Here is a 15,437-nt window from a genome sequence, read left to right as displayed (position 1 = left end):
TCCTTCTAATTCAAATCGGATAAAATGGGCATGATATCTTCTTTCAAAGTATCCCAAAACTGTTCCTCCATCTCGGGAATGATTTGTTCTCGATGTTGAAACTCCATAAACAGTTTTTCAATCCGATCGTCCACAAGCATCATCCGGTGGTTGATCCTTTCCCGTTCATCCTCAATATTTAACATAATAAAACTGTCCACCAAACGCTGGAGATGACGGCCTTTTTTGATGGCCAATTCGTACGCCTCTTTGTGGAAAATGCCCAAGGCCGTTGACATGTCGATCCGTTTTCGATGATATTCTGCTGCCTGGCGATATTGCTGGATTTTTACATTTGCATGGTACAGCAAATGGCTGAGGCTATTGCCCGATGGCACCTCTCTTTTCAAAATGGATCCCACCATTGCCTGCAATTGGTCATACACATCGGATTTTTGAATTTTTTCCTCTTTCTTGGAAGGTAACAATTGACTAATCCACATGATCATTCCCCCTAACATCCATCCCCTCAACTTCATTATACAGGAGCCTCCATGAATAATCACCATAAATTCTAACAATTCAGATTTTTTAAAAATATCAAACGGTAATAATATAATATAATTTACGAATAAGATTGAAATGTATACGCTTTTCGGCTTGGACAAAGCGTTTTCCGCAGCGGATTGATGGGTCATGGAATCTTTTTCTGTCCTTTGCAAAATTCAAAAAATGTTCTTTTGTCATTTTATGTCGATACTATTACATTTATAATATAATTGTTAATGATTCGCATTATCAGTTGAGAGGAGAATTCCAATTGAAATTGACAGAGGGACAATTGGGGGAAACATACCGCATTCAAAACCTATCAAACTTGCACGAGATTGTACAAAAAAGGCTGTTGGATTTGGGCGTGATTGAAGGTGTTGAGATTTCTTGCATCCATAAAATGCCTTTTGGCGGTCCATATATATTGGAAGTTTGCGGCCAACAGATCAGTTTGAGAAAAAAAGACGTCGAATGCATTGAAGTGGAGGAAGCATAAGATGGAATTTGCGTTATTTGGAAATCCGAATACAGGAAAAACCTCCCTCTTCAATATACTCACCGATTCCTATGCTTATGTCGGCAACTGGAGCGGCGTGACCGTAGAAAAGAAAGTGGGGGATTTATCCAATAATAAAGGGCAGCTCATTGATTTGCCCGGCATCTATACCATCAACCCGCTTTCCAAAGATGAAGCCGTTGCGACGGAATATTTGATGAACGGCTCCTTTGAAGGGATCATTAACATCGTGGATGCTTCCCAATTGTTAAGAAATTTGCAGCTGACAATCCAGCTTCTTGAATTCGGGGCACCAATGATTGTCGGCTTGAACATGATTGATGTGGCGAAATCAAAGGGCATCCGCATTGACCAAGAAAAACTCGCGGAGCGTCTGGGCGTACCCATCATCCCCATCATCGCCCGGACAGGAAAAGGTTGCGATCGTTTATTGGACAACCTTTCCGTACACCAATTAAAAACTTCATCCATTAAAATCGATTACGGTCCGGAAATCGAAAAATTGATTGAAGAAATTATGAGGCTGCTACCGAGCTACAGCAAAATCAGCCGAAGATGGCTGGCAATCCAATTGATCGACGCAAATTTTGTTGTGCGGAATAAGTTGAATGAAATAATGGATTTATCGCTCGTAGATTATCTAATCAAGGATTGCGAAAAGAAAATTCAGCAACGATATGGAGAAAAGTCCATCCGCCAGTTTTTATTCAAAAGACGCCAGCAATTCATCCAATCCATTTTGGCTGATTGTGTGACGAAGCAATCCGTCAATAAAAAGAGCTATACTGAAATCATTGATGCCATTGTGACAAACAGTGTGTTCGGCGTCATCACCTTTTTGGGCTTGATGTTCTTGATCTTTAAATTGACCTTTGATTGGCTGGGTTCGCCATTGTCTGATTTCCTCGACGGTTTAATTTCAGGTCCGATTTCAGGGGGCATGGAAATCATTTTGGAGGCATTGCATGTCACGCCGTTTATTCAAAGCCTCATTCTCGAAGGAATCATCGGGGGAGTCGGAGGAGTCCTCGTTTTCGTACCGCAAATTTTTATTCTATTTTTCTTTATTTCGTTGTTGGAAGACTCGGGGTACATGTCCCGGATTGCGGTCATCATGGACCGGATTTTGGAGCTGGTCGGGTTGAACGGGAAAGCGTTCATTCCTTTGATCATCGGCTTTGGCTGCAACGTGCCGGGCATTATGGCGGCAAGGACGATCGAACATCCGAAAGAAAGGCTTTTGACGATTCTCTTGACTCCTATGATGTCCTGTTCGGCCCGGTTGACGGTCTACAGCTTGTTTGTCAGCGTCTTTTTTGAGCAACATAAGGCGCTCATTGTGCTCTCGCTTTATGTTCTTGGCATCGTTGTTGCAATTCTTTTGGCGAAAATCTTTTCGCTGTTTATCAAAACCGAAGAATCGATTTTTGTAATAGAATTGCCTCCATATCGGGTTCCCCAAGTCCGCACATTGCTCCGGAGCACTTGGGACAAAGGAAAAGGTTTTGTGAAAAAGGCGGGAACATTCATTTTAGGCGGAACGGTCGTGATATGGCTATTGTCCTATGTTGGACCTGCAGGAACAAATGTGGAAGCGGATGAAAGTTTCTTGGCCCTCTTCAGCCAATGGATTGCGCCGTTGTTTGCGCCTTTGGGATTCGGCACTTGGCAGGCTGCGGCAAGCCTTTTTACAGGATTCCTTGCCAAAGAAATCGTGGTTTCTTCGATGAATGTCATTTATTTTGTGCCGGACGGAGAAAGTTTGCAGCACATAGTTTCCGGAGTCTTTACACCGTTATCCGCATATAGTTTCATGGTGTTCATTTTGCTCTATGTGCCTTGTTTGGCGACGGTTGCAACCATTAAAAAGGAAACGGATTCAAAGAAATGGATGTTATTCTCCATCATTTACGGACTGATGGTGGCCTATACGATTTCCTTCATTATCTATCAAGGAGGCCGGTTGTTGGGAATCGGCCAATAACGGAAAGGAAGGCTTTTCAATGATCGTAAGCATCATACTTGGCGTCATTATTTTCGGCTATGCGTTTTGGGCGCTTTATTCATCCATCAAGAAAAGCAAAAAAGGGGTTTGCGCAAGCTGCGAAATCGCCGAAAGCTGCAAAGGCAACTGCACTACTTCCCGGAGAAAATAAAGGAGGGGCTGATTAGAAAGACCGGCTTTCTAATCAGCCCCTTTTTTTTTTTTAGAATTCTAAATGTTTTTCAATATAGGATTTAACCTCTTCAATTGGAATGCGCACCTGCTCCATTGTGTCGCGATGACGGACAGTGACTTTGCCGTCTTCTTTTGAATCGAAGTCGTACGTGATGCAGAATGGCGTTCCGATTTCATCCTGGCGCCGGTAGCGTTTTCCGATGGATTGCGTATCGTCATAATCAACAGGGAAATACTTGCGCAAATCTTCCCAAATTTTGATGGCCTCTTCGGACAATTTTTTCGATAAAGGAAGGACCGCGGCCTTGAATGGGGCCAATACAGGATGGAAACGCAATACTGTCCGTTTTTCCCCGTTTTCCAATTCTTCTTCGTCATAAGCGTCGCATAAAAACGCAAGCGTCACGCGGTCTGCGCCGACAGACGGCTCAATGCAATACGGGATGTAGCGTTCATTGGTAACAGGATCGACATAAGTGAAATCTTCGCCGGAATATTCCATATGCTGTTTCAAGTCAAAATCCGTCCGGTCGGCGATGCCCCAAAGTTCTCCCCAACCGAATGGGAATTTGTATTCAATATCCGTTGTGGCTGCTGAATAGTGGGACAATTCTTCTTTTGAATGGTCGCGAAGACGGATATTTTCTTCACTCATTCCCAGACTTAACAGCCAGTTTTTACAGAATTCCTTCCAATATTCCTGCCATTTTAAATCTTCACCAGGTTTGCAGAAGAACTCCAGTTCCATTTGTTCGAATTCCCGTGTACGGAAAGTGAAGTTGCCCGGTGTAATCTCATTACGGAAAGATTTGCCGATCTGGGCGATGCCAAATGGAATCTTTTTGCGCATGGAACGCTGCACGTTCTTGAAGTTGACGAAAATTCCCTGGGCCGTTTCCGGACGCAGATAAATTTCGTTTGCGGAGCTTTCCGTAACGCCTTGGAAAGTTTTAAACATCAAATTAAATTGGCGGATTTCCGTAAAGTCTTGAGCGCCGCAGTCCGGGCAGTGAACATCGTATTGTTTCATCAATTCCTGCATCTTATCGAAAGACAGGCCGTCAACGATGATTTCGTCGCCTTTTTCCTTTGCGGCTTCTTCGATTAATTTGTCGGCTCTGTGTCTGGCTTTGCATTGTTTACAATCGACCATTGGGTCATTGAAATTCCCGACGTGGCCGGAAGCTTCCCAAGTGCGCGGGTTCATTAATATGGCAGAGTCAAGACCGACATTGTACGGAGACTCTTGAACAAATTTTTTCCACCAGGCCTTTTTGACATTGTTTTTCAGTTCAACTCCAAGCGGACCGTAATCCCACGTATTGGCAAGGCCTCCGTATATTTCAGATCCCGGAAATACAAATCCGCGTTGTTTCGCTAAATTCACGATGGTTTCCATTGATTGAACAGCCATTTTTGTTCCTCCCAATTTATATATTTTTATCATTATAAATATAGAAAAGCACCCGTCTCCGGGCAATGCGCCCGGGGACGAGTGCTTTGTTGACACCCGCGGTTCCACCCCGATTGATTGCATTCCATCCAAAAAGAAATGCAATCCTCTTTTTTGAAAAAAGGCTCCAGGATGCCGTTTCTCTTTTCGTGTAGGCTTTCACCATCCCTACTCGCTGTTGGTTGAAAAGATACTTATAGTCCTGTCATCGCCTAGAATATATGAAATTAATGATTTGTTGTCGGTTTTAGTTGTGACATTATTTTATCATGTAGGACTTTTCTTAGCAAATGTAATAAAAATAGTATATAATATTTGAGTAAAAGTATAACACTAATTGAGGCGGTGAGTCCAATAGAACTCAATGCACGTCAAGATAAAATTCTGCAGATTGTTAAAGAAAAGGGTCCAATCACAGGGGAGAAGATAGCGGAACAATTGAATTTAACAAGAGCAACTCTCCGGCCGGACCTCGCGATTTTAACAATGGCAGGTTTTTTGGATGCCAGACCCAGAGTCGGGTATTTTTATTCGGGCAAAAAAACCATGGCCTCTGTGGCAGAGTCCATGATGAATTTAAAAGTGAAAGACTTCCAATCTTTGCCGGTCGTCGTTTCTGAAAATATGACCGCTTATGATGCGATTTGCCAAATGTTTTTGGAAGATGTGGGCACATTATTTGTAGTGGATGAGCATTCCCGCCTGCAAGGAGTGCTGTCCAGAAAAGATTTGCTCCGGACGTGCCTTGGAACGCAGGCGATTACAAAGATTCCGGTTCATATCATCATGACTAGAATGCCTAATATAGTATATTGCCATAAAAACGATTCGCTTATACATGCCGCGAAAAAACTTATTGAGCGGCAAGTCGATTCATTGCCGGTTGTGGAAGAACGGGAAGACGGATTGGAGATTGTCGGACGTCTGACAAAGACAAATATCACAAAAGCCTTTATTTCATTGTCGGAAATCAATGATTTGTAAGAGGTGCTGATTTGAAAAACTTAAAAATTTTTGTCGTATCGGATTCGGTTGGCGAGACTGGCGAACAGGTCGTAAAAGCGGCTGCCACGCAATTTCGGCCCAATTTTGACGGCGTCATTATAAGAAGGTTTCCTCACATTTCAAGCGATGATCATATAAGAAACATTGTCGAAATTGCGGTGATGCAGGATGCAATCATCGCTTTTACTCTTGTAGAAAAACGGAAGCGCCAGTTGATGAAGGACCTATGCCAACAATTGAACATCGATTGTATCGATTTGCTTGGCCCCGTCATTGAGTTGTTCAGCCGGAAGCTTGATGAACAGCCGTTGGAAGAACCGGGACTTGTCCACAAATTGGATGAGGATTATTTCAAAAAAGTGGAGGCTATTGAGTTTGCCGTAAAATATGACGACGGACGGGACCCAAGGGGAATTTTACTGAGCGATGTGGTGCTGATCGGCGTTTCGCGGACATCCAAAACACCGCTTTCCCAATATTTGGCCCATAAGCGGTACAAAGTGGCCAATGTGCCGATCGTTCCGGAGGTTGAGCCGCCGGAAGAATTATTTCAGGTAGATCCGAGAAAGTGTTTCGGCCTGGTCATTTCCCCCGAAAAACTCCATGCCATCCGGAAAGAGCGGCTGATTGCTTTGGGATTAAGCGACGACGCCATTTATGCCAAAAAAGATCGAATTGAAAAGGAGATAGCCTATTTTTATAAAGTGGTGGAAAAATTGGGCTGCGAAGTGATTGATGTGACCAATAAAGCGGTTGAGGAAACAGCGAATGACATCATCGAAAGGTTGGAACGGTTGAAAAATATGTCATGAAACCCTCCGAGCAGGAGGTTTTTTTGCGCTTTTTAAAAAAATGAAAAAAGGGTATAGAAATTTGTTGAATAATGTTTTATAATAACAAAATTGTGGTAAAAATGTCTTTAACAATTATTTTAAAAAAAATTAACTTTTTGTGTCGCTTTTTAGAGGAATTTTTTAATTTTTATCGAATTGTGTAATGGAGCAACAAAGTTGGTGATGGAATGGTAAATAAAATCCCGGAAGAGTTAATTGAAAAAATCCGAACAGAGTCGGATATAGTCGATGTCATCGGCGAATATATCCAGCTCACCAAACGAGGCCGAAACTGGTTTGGGTTGTGTCCATTCCATAATGAGAATACACCTTCTTTTTCGGTTTCAGAGGACAAGCAGATTTTCCATTGCTTTGGCTGTGGCGCGGGCGGAAATGTCATCACCTTTGTCATGGATATTGAAAACATATCCTTCCCGGAGGCGGTTTCCAAATTGGGGAAACGGCTCGGGATTCATGTGGATATCCAAAACCAAAGTATGGACAACCGTCTTCGCCGATATTCACAAAAAGAAGAAAATATGTTGAATGCCCATCAATTTGTTGCTGAATATTATCATCATTTATTGATGAACACGGAAGATGGCGAGATTGCCTTAAATTATTTGCTAAAAAGAGGATTTACGAAGGAAGATATCGAATCTTATGGTATAGGATATTCTTTGCCGGCATGGGATTCGGTGGCCGTTTTGCTCGAGCGGAAAGGTTTTTCCCTCGATGAGATGGCGGAATGCGGACTCATCATCCAAAGAGAATCGGACCATACTTACTATGATCGCTTTCGGGGACGGATCATGTTTCCGATTTGCGATGAATTTGGAAAGGTGATCGGTTTTTCAGGCCGTCTGCTTGAGGCGAAAGAATCAGAACCGAAATATTTGAATAGTCCTGAATCACCAATATTTCGGAAAAGCGAAGTGCTTTTTAACCTGGACAAGGCAAGGGCTCCGATTCGAAAAAAACGTCAGGCCATCTTAATGGAAGGATTCATGGATGTACTTGCTGCAAAAAAAGCCGGAATCGACAATGCAGTGGCAACAATGGGCACTTCCTTGACGAAAGAGCATATCACAAGGCTAAGACGCTTAGTTCAAAATGTAGTGATCTGTTACGACGGTGATCATGCCGGTTGGGAAGCTGCCAAACGCGCTGCGGAATTGCTGTATAACGAACAAATGGATGTCGAAGTGGTTGTGCTGCCCGATCAGTTGGATCCGGACGAGTACATCCGAAAATACGGCCCGGAATCATTTGTACAAATGGTCGAAAAACCGCATACTTACATGTCTTTCATGATGTTGTATGCACGCCGAAACAAGAATTTCCAATTTGAAAATGATGTTTTGCAATACATCCAGGAAGTGCTTGAGCAACTCGTTGGCAGGGCTTCGCCGGTTGAACGTGATTTATACATCAAGGAATTGGCGGAGGAAACCAAGGTTTCCGTAGAAGCTATTTATGCACAATTCAGAAAATTAGATGCTGACTTTGCTAAAAATTATAAACGAGCTGAACAAAAAAATACAGTAGTTAGCCAAGAAATTCATCCGAAAAATTTAAATGCGACAGAACGTGCTGAAAGACTGCTTCTTTCACATATGTTATTTGATATGGAAGTGGTGAACAACATTTTACGGAGTGAGGAACCGCAACCTTTCGTACATGATGAATATATTGCGGTATTTGTCCGTTTGATCGGTTTTTACGAAGAACATGGCATGCCGGATTACCAACGGTTTCTGGAAATATTGGACGATGCCGAGCTTCGGAGGATCGTCATGGAAGCTGCTTTGGTCGACCGGGATCCGGATTTTAAAGATGCCGAAATAGAAGATTGCCTGAAACAGCTGAAAAAACATCGCATCAAACTCGAAATCGAAAAACTCATGCATGATTCCAAGGAAGCCGAACGGATGCATGAGCATAAGAAAGCGTTGGAACTCGTCCAACGGATAGTCGAGCTGAAAAGAACTTTATCTGCCATTTGATTGATTTGGTTTTTAAAGGAGGAAGGTTTATGGCGGACAATTTGTCAGAGCGTTCAAGAGAAATTTTAGAAAAAAAATTGGAAGAAGCGAAAAATGAGCTTCGGGAAAAAGCGAAGGACGAAGGAATTTCCATGGAGGAAATTTCCAAAAAACTCGAACCGTTTGAATTGGAACCTGAGGATATCTTTCAATTTGCGGAAGAGCTGGAAAGCCAGTATGATATTCGGGTGGAAGGCAAGGAAGAGTTCGAATACGAAGCGATTGCAAAACAGGAAGAAGAACTTGAAGACGAATTTGATTTAAATGATTTAAGCGTTCCTCCTGGTGTGAAAATCAACGACCCTGTCCGTATGTATTTAAAAGAAATCGGACGCGTCGACTTATTAACGGCAGAAGAAGAGCTGGAATTGGCTAAGCGGATCGAACAGGGTGATGAAGAAGCCCGCAAGAAACTCGCGGAAGCCAACTTGCGATTGGTGGTTTCCATTGCAAAACGTTATGTAGGACGCGGAATGCTTTTCTTGGATTTGATTCAGGAAGGCAATATGGGATTGATTAAAGCGGTTGAAAAGTTCGATTACCGTAAAGGCTTTAAATTTTCCACTTATGCTACATGGTGGATCCGCCAGGCGATTACGCGCGCCATTGCCGACCAGGCAAGAACGATTCGTATTCCTGTTCATATGGTGGAAACCATCAATAAATTGGTCCGCGTTCAACGGCAATTACTTCAAGACTTAGGACGCGAACCGACTCCGGAAGAAATTGCGGAAGAAATGGATTTGACGCCTGAAAAAGTCCGGGAAATCCTGAAAATTGCGCAAGAGCCTGTATCATTGGAAACGCCGATTGGCGAAGAGGATGATTCCCATTTAGGCGATTTCATCGAAGACCATGATGCGCAATCACCTGCCGACCACGCCGCTTATGAATTGTTAAAAGAACAGCTTGAAGATGTGCTGGATACGTTGACTGACCGCGAAGAGAATGTGCTTCGCCTGCGTTTCGGCCTGGATGACGGACGTACTCGCACGCTTGAAGAAGTCGGCAAAGTGTTCGGAGTAACCCGTGAACGGATCCGTCAAATTGAAGCGAAAGCTTTAAGAAAATTGCGCCATCCATCCCGCAGCAAACGATTGAAAGATTTCCTTGAATAATGATATGATTTGAATCCGGAAAGGCGCCCTGTTTGGGTGCCTTTTTATATGAAAACTTTAACCAATTTTCATAGAAATTTATTACTTTCTATCGATGCCGAAAACTAGAAAAAAATATACAATGGAAATAAAGAATTTTAAGAATCTTGGAGATTATGTATGGATGATCCGAAAAAAGAAATTATTTTAAATGAAATCCTGTTTTGGAAACGGCATAAGCTATTGCCGGAACATTATTGCGATTTTTTGATGGCCCTCTATACGGAAGGAGAAGGGGTTGGGCTGCAAGACCAGATCCGTTCCGGAAATTCGATCTGGGGAAAGGAAAAACGGAAAAGGGCGGCTTTCTCCTTGTTGACGATGGTTTTAGCGGCTGCCCTACTGGTATTTTTGTTCCGCATGACTTCTTATGTCCCGGTTGCTTTGGGCATTGTGGGAGGCATCACGGTTTTATTGATCGTATATGCTTTCAAATTAGTCGAGAAGCAGGATTTGATTGCGCCGATATTGCAAGTGGCCGCGGCATTATTGATATTGGGGATTTCCGTCAAAGTAAGCCTCGTTTATTTTGAACACAATAACGTGATGCTGTATGCTTTGCTCATCGCCAATTGCCTTTTGTGGCTGGTCGCCGGGGTCAAACTGAAGCTGTTATATTTCTCGATTTCCGGCGTTCTGGGAATTCTGATCCTTGCAGGTTACCTGTTGCTCTTTCTGTAATTTCTGATACATAATTTGTTTTTTGAAAATAATTTTGTTCAGATAGGGAATAATGAAATCCAATGAAATATTGCTATATTTATTAGCATTGGCCTGATAAAAAATGTCGAAATTGTTACATTCCATGTAAAACTTGCTGTTAAGGTCTTTTCGTTTTATGAAATATGAAGTACAATAATGGTTGTTGACTATATTCTATAACCATCAGAGTTTTGACGAATTTTAAGGAGGTTAAACAAATGAAAAACAACCCAATCGTTCCTTATATCCTCATTATGGCATTGGGTATCGCACTTATTTTCTTCCTGTCTTTAGACGGTGTTGGCAAACAAAAAGAAAATGCTGAAGGCGATGAGGGTACTAAAACGGAAGAAACTGCATCAGGCGGAGATGAAGCGCTTGTACAAACTTGTATCGGTTGCCACGGTGCCGATTTGAAAGGCGGCATGGGTCCTTCTTTGATTGGTCTTGATAAAGAGCGTATCGTGGACGTTCTTACAAACGGTATCGAAGGAACTCCAATGACCCCAGGAATGAAATCTAAAGAAGAAGCTGAAAAAATTGCTGACTACATCACTTCATTGAAATAATTACATAAATCCTTAGTTGCTAAAGGAGGCGACTAAGGGTTTATTTTTTTATATAATGGGAGCTGGAAATTAACAAAAAGGCGGGAACATCATGAATGCACAAAATCTTTCCAAGCGGTTGGAAAAAGTCGCTTCCTTTGTACCGAAAGGGGCCATTGTGGCGGATATCGGTTCAGACCATGCGTATTTGCCATGTTATTTGGTTCACAATGGCATCTCGCCAAAGGCCATAGCAGGAGAAGTGGTAAAAGGGCCTTATCAATCGGCCGTCAAGAAAGTAAGGGAGGAAGGGCTGGAACATTTGATCACGGTAAGGTTGGCGGACGGATTGGAAGCGATTGAAGACGGCGATCAGGTGGATGCCATCACCATCGCAGGAATGGGAGGCCCCCTGATTGTCTCGATTTTGGAAAAAAATCCGGATAAATTAAATTCCGTTACCCGGCTCATCCTGCAGCCGAACACCCATGCGAAAGTCATTCGCGAATGGGCGCTGGAACATCAATGGAGAATCTTAGATGAAGCGATTGTGGAAGAAGATCAAAAGATTTATGAAATTATTGTCCTTGAACGGGGACCGATGGAGCTTTCGGAAGCGGAAATTTTGATGGGGAAAAAACTCATCCAGGAAAAGTCGGAAGTGTTCCTGAAAAAATGGACCCATGAAGTGAAGCATTGGAAACAAGTGCTAAAGTCATTGGAAAAGGCGGAACAGACGCCCGAAATTGAAGAGAAACGCAGGCAAATCCTTCACCAAATTGCATTAGTCGAGGAGGTCATCCAGACATGAAAAAACCAAACGGCAATGAAATTATTCAACTGTTTGAAAGCTGGGCGCCGAAAAAACTGGCATGCATGGAAAACGATCCGATCGGCCTTGCCATCGGCACCCTCAATAAAGAAGTGACCAGGGTGCTCGTGACCCTTGATGTCAACGAAGAAGTGGCGGACGAAGCGATTGAAAAGGGATGCCAGCTTATCATTGCTCACCATCCTCCGATTTTCCGGAAACTGTCAAATTTAAGAACCGATACGCCGAGCGGGAAATTATACGAAAAGCTGTTGAAAAACGATATTGCGGTTTATGCGGCCCATACAAATTTGGATGTGGCGGAAGGCGGCGTCAACGATTTGCTTGCCGATGCATTGGAGCTGGAGAACCGCGAAATTTTGGAGAAAACCTATTCGGAAAATGTAATGAAGCTGGCGGTATTCGTACCGGATGATCATGCGGACGAGCTGCGCTATGTTCTCGCAAAAGCAGGGGCGGGAAAAATCGGCAACTATGATTCATGCAGCTATTCCACGGACGGAAAGGGGCGTTTCCGTCCTTTGGAAGGGGCAAATCCTTATATCGGAGATGTAGGTGAAATTGAAGTAACCGATGAAGAGAAAATCGAAGTCGTTTTCCCGGCATCCATGAAAAATCGGATTTTGAAAGCGATGTTGAATGCCCATCCATATGAAGAGCCCGCTTACGATCTTTATACGCTGGCACAGGAAACGAACGAATATGGCATCGGGCGCATCGGAACATTGAAGGAGCCGATGAGTTTAAGACAATTTGCCGAGTATGTGAAAGAACGCTTAAATGTGCCGATGGTGCGCATTGTAGGGAATCCGGATGAGGAAATTTCCAAAGTTGCGGTGCTTGGCGGTGACGGGAATAAATATATCCATATCGCCAAACGGGCAGGGGCCGACGTGCTGGTGACAGGGGACATGTATTACCATACGGCACAGGATGCGCAAGCCATCGGATTGAATATTGTCGATCCCGGCCATCATGTTGAGAAAGTGATGATCAAAGGGGTAAAAGAAAAAATGACAGACCTCTGCCAAGGGAAATTCGATGTTGAATTTATCGAATCGGAAGTGAATACAGAACCGTTTATTTTCATTTAATTGAAAAAAGGAGCGGATGAAAGCGTCAGCGGTTTTCATCCGATTTTTTTTTCTCATGGCAAACCGGGGAATAAAGGCCCAATAGCCGGGCATTATTGTCAATAGGGTGCAGTGTTTTTTCGCAAGCAAGGAATGGCATCCTCATCCTTCCTCAGCCGGTATTGTACCTTTCCTCCAATGCTTGCATATCCTATTTTAGAAAGCTTACGTCATTGATTAAACAGAAAGGAGATTTCCATGCAACCACATCATTTTCATTACCAGATGCCGCCAATAAGACCGAACTTTTTCGCGCCAACACCTCCGCAGTTCCCTCAACCGCCGCAGCCATTCGGCTTTCGGCCGGGACCATTGCCGCCACCGGTTCCACGCAATTTTCCTCCAATGCCAAAGGGAGCAACCAGATTGGATACCCTTTTGGAAACGGCGAATCGCTTTTTGGCGACAGCCCAAAGCTTCCAGCCCTATATCCAGCAAGCTGCACCGATGCTCCGGAATTTGCCGGCATTGTGGAAATTATATAAAGGATTCCAAGGGATTCCGTCACAAGGAAATGAACCAAGGGAAGAAGCGGAAAGATCATCCCGATCCGAAAGATTCGGCCAAACAGGAAGAAGCCAGAGACCATCCTATGAAACGAGGCCTTCCGTTCCGAAAATCTTTCAGCCGCCGTTTGATCCATATATAAAATAGAAACTTTGTAATCAGTGTCAAGCTCCGGTATAATAAAGTTATGTACCAACAGAAGGAGTTGACACGATGGAAGTCATCAAAATCAGTCCACGCGGCTATTGCTATGGCGTGGTTGACGCAATGGTCATTGCTCGAAATGCCGCAATGGATAAAACATTGCCCAGACCCATCTACATTTTAGGGATGATTGTTCATAATAAACACGTAACGGATGCATTTGAAAGAGAAGGGATTATCACCCTTGACGGAAAAGACCGGAAAGAAATCATTGAAAAAGTCGATAAAGGGACGGTCATTTTCACTGCCCACGGGGTATCGCCGGAAGTGCGCGAAATTGCAAAAAGAAAAGGCCTTGTTGCCATTGATGCAACATGTCCGGACGTGACGGTGACCCATGAATTGATCCGGGAAAAAGTAAGTCAAGGCTATGACATCATATATATCGGGAAAAAAAACCATCCGGAGCCTGAAGGGGCAATCGGTGTAGCGCCGGAACACGTATATTTGGTGGAAAATAAAGAAGATATTGACAATCTGAATCTGCAAAATGACAAATTGCTTGTCACCAACCAAACAACCATGAGCCAATGGGACGTCAAACATTTGATGGATTATATAAAAGAAAAATATCCTCATGTAGAAGTCCATGAAGAAATTTGCATGGCCACCCAAATGCGCCAGGAAGCGGTTGCCCAGCAGGCGAAGGACGCCGATCTGCTCATTGTTGTGGGCGATCCGCGCTCCAACAATACCAACCGGTTGAAGCAAGTGTCGGAAGAAATTGCAGGCATACCGGCTTACCGTATTGCCGATTTATCGGAATTAAAAATTGAGTGGCTGATGGATATCGACAAAGTGGCCGTGACGGCGGGCGCTTCGACACCGACGCCGATCGTCAAAGAGGTCATCTCGTTTTTGGAGAAATTTGATAAAAACGATCCATCGACCCATGTCATTCAACGTTCAGTGACCCTTGACAAAATTCTTCCAAAGATCAAAGAGCCAAAACCGGTTCCAAAAATTTTGCCGGAATAATCAATGGTACCGCCTTAAAATTGAATAATAAATAAAAGGATTTTATATATTAGATTCCGCTAATATATAAAATCCTTTTTTATTTTTTCATTGCTACATTTTAAGGTTATTCTTCTGGATAAAATATTGGTTGACCGGTCTTCCGACACCGCCGTAATGGGCATCGACGCTCACCATTTTTTGTTTTTCCAGAAAATCCAAATACCGTCTTGCCGTCACCCTTGCGACCCCGATGGCTGCTGCCACTTCATCGGCGGAAGCGCCGTTTTCCGCTTCAAGAAGATAGTGGATCACTTTATTTAGGGTGGACCGGTTGAACCCTTTTGGCAGCTCTTCCGGCAACAGTTCGTCCTTTGTTTCCGCATCGGAATGGCCGGTCTGCGGATGGAGCAGGTTGTCCAATTCTTCCTGGTTTAAAATTTGCGATTCCGAACTGATCAATTTAAATTTTTTATAATTCAACAAGGTTTGCTGCATGCGCTCGAAGGTAAATGGCTTCATAATGTAATCGTAAACGCCTAAATGCAATATTTGCTGGATGGTTTGCATATCATTGGCCGCCGTGACGGCGATGCAATCGACCGGCAAATTGCTGGAACGGATTTTTTTTAAAGTCGCAATCCCATCCTGTTCAGGCATAAAGATATCCATGAATACCAAATCAGGTTTGCATTCAAGGATTTTTTCGAATCCTTCCACGCCATTTTTGCACATGGCAATCACTTTAAAACCTTCCACTTTTTCAATAAACTGCCTGTTTACTTCCCGAACCATCGGATCATCTTCAATCAATAAAACTTTTATAGCCATGAA

General features: G+C 43.3%; 17 protein-coding genes. 13 read left to right on the top strand and 4 right to left on the bottom strand.

Annotation, left to right across the window (positions count from 1 at the left end; genetic code table 11):
• Positions 1-5 precede the first annotated feature (5 nt).
• Complete coding sequence (locus NST62_RS07350; protein ID WP_141601341.1) at positions 6-482, bottom strand: hypothetical protein; 477 nt, start codon at positions 480-482, stop codon at positions 6-8.
• 317 nt (positions 483-799) lie between these two features.
• On the opposite strand from NST62_RS07350, the gene NST62_RS07345 reads away from it, so the two are divergent.
• The 3 genes from NST62_RS07345 to NST62_RS07335 are packed head-to-tail and all read left to right on the top strand — an operon-like array spanning position 800 to position 3,204.
• A complete protein-coding gene (locus NST62_RS07345; protein WP_141601340.1) occupies positions 800-1,027 on the top strand; it encodes a FeoA family protein in 228 nt (75 codons plus the stop codon).
• 1 nt (position 1,028) lies between these two features.
• On the top strand, positions 1,029-3,032 hold the full coding sequence (gene feoB, locus NST62_RS07340; RefSeq protein ID WP_328215973.1) for a ferrous iron transport protein B: 2,004 nt from the start codon (positions 1,029-1,031) through the stop codon (positions 3,030-3,032).
• A gap of 19 nt (positions 3,033-3,051) precedes the next feature.
• The gene (locus NST62_RS07335; RefSeq protein WP_141601338.1) at positions 3,052-3,204 is read left to right on the top strand and encodes a FeoB-associated Cys-rich membrane protein; all 153 of its coding nucleotides are present in this window, start codon (positions 3,052-3,054) and stop codon (positions 3,202-3,204) included.
• Positions 3,205-3,255: 51 nt separating this feature from the next.
• On the opposite strand, the gene NST62_RS07330 is transcribed toward NST62_RS07335, so the two are convergent.
• Positions 3,256-4,641 (bottom strand): glycine--tRNA ligase, encoded by a 1,386-nt coding sequence (locus tag NST62_RS07330; protein ID WP_141601337.1) that lies wholly within the window; start codon positions 4,639-4,641, stop codon positions 3,256-3,258.
• A gap of 384 nt (positions 4,642-5,025) precedes the next feature.
• Between NST62_RS07330 and NST62_RS07325 the strand changes: the two genes are divergently transcribed.
• The 8 genes from NST62_RS07325 (at position 5,026) to NST62_RS07290 (ending at position 12,896) form a co-directional block, all read left to right on the top strand.
• Positions 5,026-5,664, top strand: a complete 639-nt coding sequence (locus tag NST62_RS07325; RefSeq protein ID WP_141601336.1) for a helix-turn-helix transcriptional regulator — start codon at positions 5,026-5,028, stop codon at positions 5,662-5,664.
• A gap of 11 nt (positions 5,665-5,675) precedes the next feature.
• Positions 5,676-6,497 (top strand): pyruvate, water dikinase regulatory protein, encoded by an 822-nt coding sequence (locus NST62_RS07320; RefSeq protein ID WP_141601335.1) that lies wholly within the window; start codon positions 5,676-5,678, stop codon positions 6,495-6,497.
• A 209-nt stretch (positions 6,498-6,706) separates the two neighbouring features.
• On the top strand, positions 6,707-8,524 hold the full coding sequence (gene dnaG / locus NST62_RS07315; RefSeq protein WP_141601334.1) for a DNA primase: 1,818 nt from the start codon (positions 6,707-6,709) through the stop codon (positions 8,522-8,524).
• A 29-nt stretch (positions 8,525-8,553) separates the two neighbouring features.
• A complete protein-coding gene (gene rpoD, locus NST62_RS07310; RefSeq protein ID WP_141601333.1) occupies positions 8,554-9,681 on the top strand; it encodes an RNA polymerase sigma factor RpoD in 1,128 nt (375 codons plus the stop codon).
• Positions 9,682-9,840: 159 nt separating this feature from the next.
• Complete coding sequence (locus NST62_RS07305) at positions 9,841-10,401, top strand: hypothetical protein (RefSeq protein WP_141601332.1); 561 nt, start codon at positions 9,841-9,843, stop codon at positions 10,399-10,401.
• A 239-nt stretch (positions 10,402-10,640) separates the two neighbouring features.
• Positions 10,641-10,991 (top strand): cytochrome c, encoded by a 351-nt coding sequence (locus NST62_RS07300; RefSeq protein ID WP_141601331.1) that lies wholly within the window; start codon positions 10,641-10,643, stop codon positions 10,989-10,991.
• Between the two features lie 91 nt (positions 10,992-11,082).
• Positions 11,083-11,781 (top strand): tRNA (adenine(22)-N(1))-methyltransferase TrmK, encoded by a 699-nt coding sequence (locus NST62_RS07295; RefSeq protein WP_141601330.1) that lies wholly within the window; start codon positions 11,083-11,085, stop codon positions 11,779-11,781.
• Positions 11,778-12,896 carry a Nif3-like dinuclear metal center hexameric protein gene (locus tag NST62_RS07290; RefSeq protein WP_141601329.1) on the top strand — a complete coding sequence of 373 codons (1,119 nt, stop codon included), beginning with the start codon at positions 11,778-11,780 and terminating at the stop codon, positions 12,894-12,896. The genes NST62_RS07295 and NST62_RS07290 overlap by 4 nt, the downstream gene beginning before the upstream one ends.
• A gap of 190 nt (positions 12,897-13,086) precedes the next feature.
• On the opposite strand, the gene NST62_RS07285 is transcribed toward NST62_RS07290, so the two are convergent.
• A complete protein-coding gene (locus tag NST62_RS07285; protein ID WP_181733164.1) occupies positions 13,087-13,266 on the bottom strand; it encodes a hypothetical protein in 180 nt (59 codons plus the stop codon).
• Between the two features lie 35 nt (positions 13,267-13,301).
• Here NST62_RS07285 and vrrA point away from each other — a divergent pair, with 35 nt between their 5' ends.
• Both vrrA and NST62_RS07275 read left to right on the top strand, forming a co-directional pair.
• The gene (gene vrrA / locus NST62_RS07280; RefSeq protein ID WP_181733163.1) at positions 13,302-13,589 is read left to right on the top strand and encodes a VrrA/YqfQ family protein; all 288 of its coding nucleotides are present in this window, start codon (positions 13,302-13,304) and stop codon (positions 13,587-13,589) included.
• Between the two features lie 66 nt (positions 13,590-13,655).
• The gene (locus NST62_RS07275; protein ID WP_141601327.1) at positions 13,656-14,624 is read left to right on the top strand and encodes a 4-hydroxy-3-methylbut-2-enyl diphosphate reductase; all 969 of its coding nucleotides are present in this window, start codon (positions 13,656-13,658) and stop codon (positions 14,622-14,624) included.
• A 93-nt stretch (positions 14,625-14,717) separates the two neighbouring features.
• On the opposite strand, the gene NST62_RS07270 is transcribed toward NST62_RS07275, so the two are convergent.
• Complete coding sequence (locus NST62_RS07270; RefSeq protein ID WP_141601326.1) at positions 14,718-15,434, bottom strand: response regulator; 717 nt, start codon at positions 15,432-15,434, stop codon at positions 14,718-14,720.
• Positions 15,435-15,437 lie beyond the last annotated feature (3 nt).

Origin of the sequence: Ureibacillus sp. FSL K6-8385 (genome assembly GCF_038593155.1) — a bacterium.
Classification (GTDB): Bacteria; Bacillota; Bacilli; order Bacillales_A; family Planococcaceae; genus Ureibacillus; species Ureibacillus terrenus.
Note: the sequence above shows the minus strand (reverse complement) of the source record. Positions and strands in the feature narration are given on the sequence as shown.

Coding starts and splice junctions, on each gene's coding strand:
- NST62_RS07350 (WP_141601341.1), bottom strand. CDS start 482: ATGTGGATTAGTCAATTGTTACCTTCCAAGAAAGAGGAAAAAATTCAA.
- feoB (WP_328215973.1), top strand. CDS start 1,029: ATGGAATTTGCGTTATTTGGAAATCCGAATACAGGAAAAACCTCCCTC.
- NST62_RS07335 (WP_141601338.1), top strand. CDS start 3,052: ATGATCGTAAGCATCATACTTGGCGTCATTATTTTCGGCTATGCGTTT.
- NST62_RS07330 (WP_141601337.1), bottom strand. CDS start 4,641: ATGGCTGTTCAATCAATGGAAACCATCGTGAATTTAGCGAAACAACGC.
- dnaG (WP_141601334.1), top strand. CDS start 6,707: ATGGTAAATAAAATCCCGGAAGAGTTAATTGAAAAAATCCGAACAGAG.
- rpoD (WP_141601333.1), top strand. CDS start 8,554: ATGGCGGACAATTTGTCAGAGCGTTCAAGAGAAATTTTAGAAAAAAAA.
- NST62_RS07305 (WP_141601332.1), top strand. CDS start 9,841: ATGGATGATCCGAAAAAAGAAATTATTTTAAATGAAATCCTGTTTTGG.
- NST62_RS07300 (WP_141601331.1), top strand. CDS start 10,641: ATGAAAAACAACCCAATCGTTCCTTATATCCTCATTATGGCATTGGGT.
- NST62_RS07295 (WP_141601330.1), top strand. CDS start 11,083: ATGAATGCACAAAATCTTTCCAAGCGGTTGGAAAAAGTCGCTTCCTTT.
- NST62_RS07290 (WP_141601329.1), top strand. CDS start 11,778: ATGAAAAAACCAAACGGCAATGAAATTATTCAACTGTTTGAAAGCTGG.
- NST62_RS07275 (WP_141601327.1), top strand. CDS start 13,656: ATGGAAGTCATCAAAATCAGTCCACGCGGCTATTGCTATGGCGTGGTT.
- NST62_RS07270 (WP_141601326.1), bottom strand. CDS start 15,434: ATGGCTATAAAAGTTTTATTGATTGAAGATGATCCGATGGTTCGGGAA.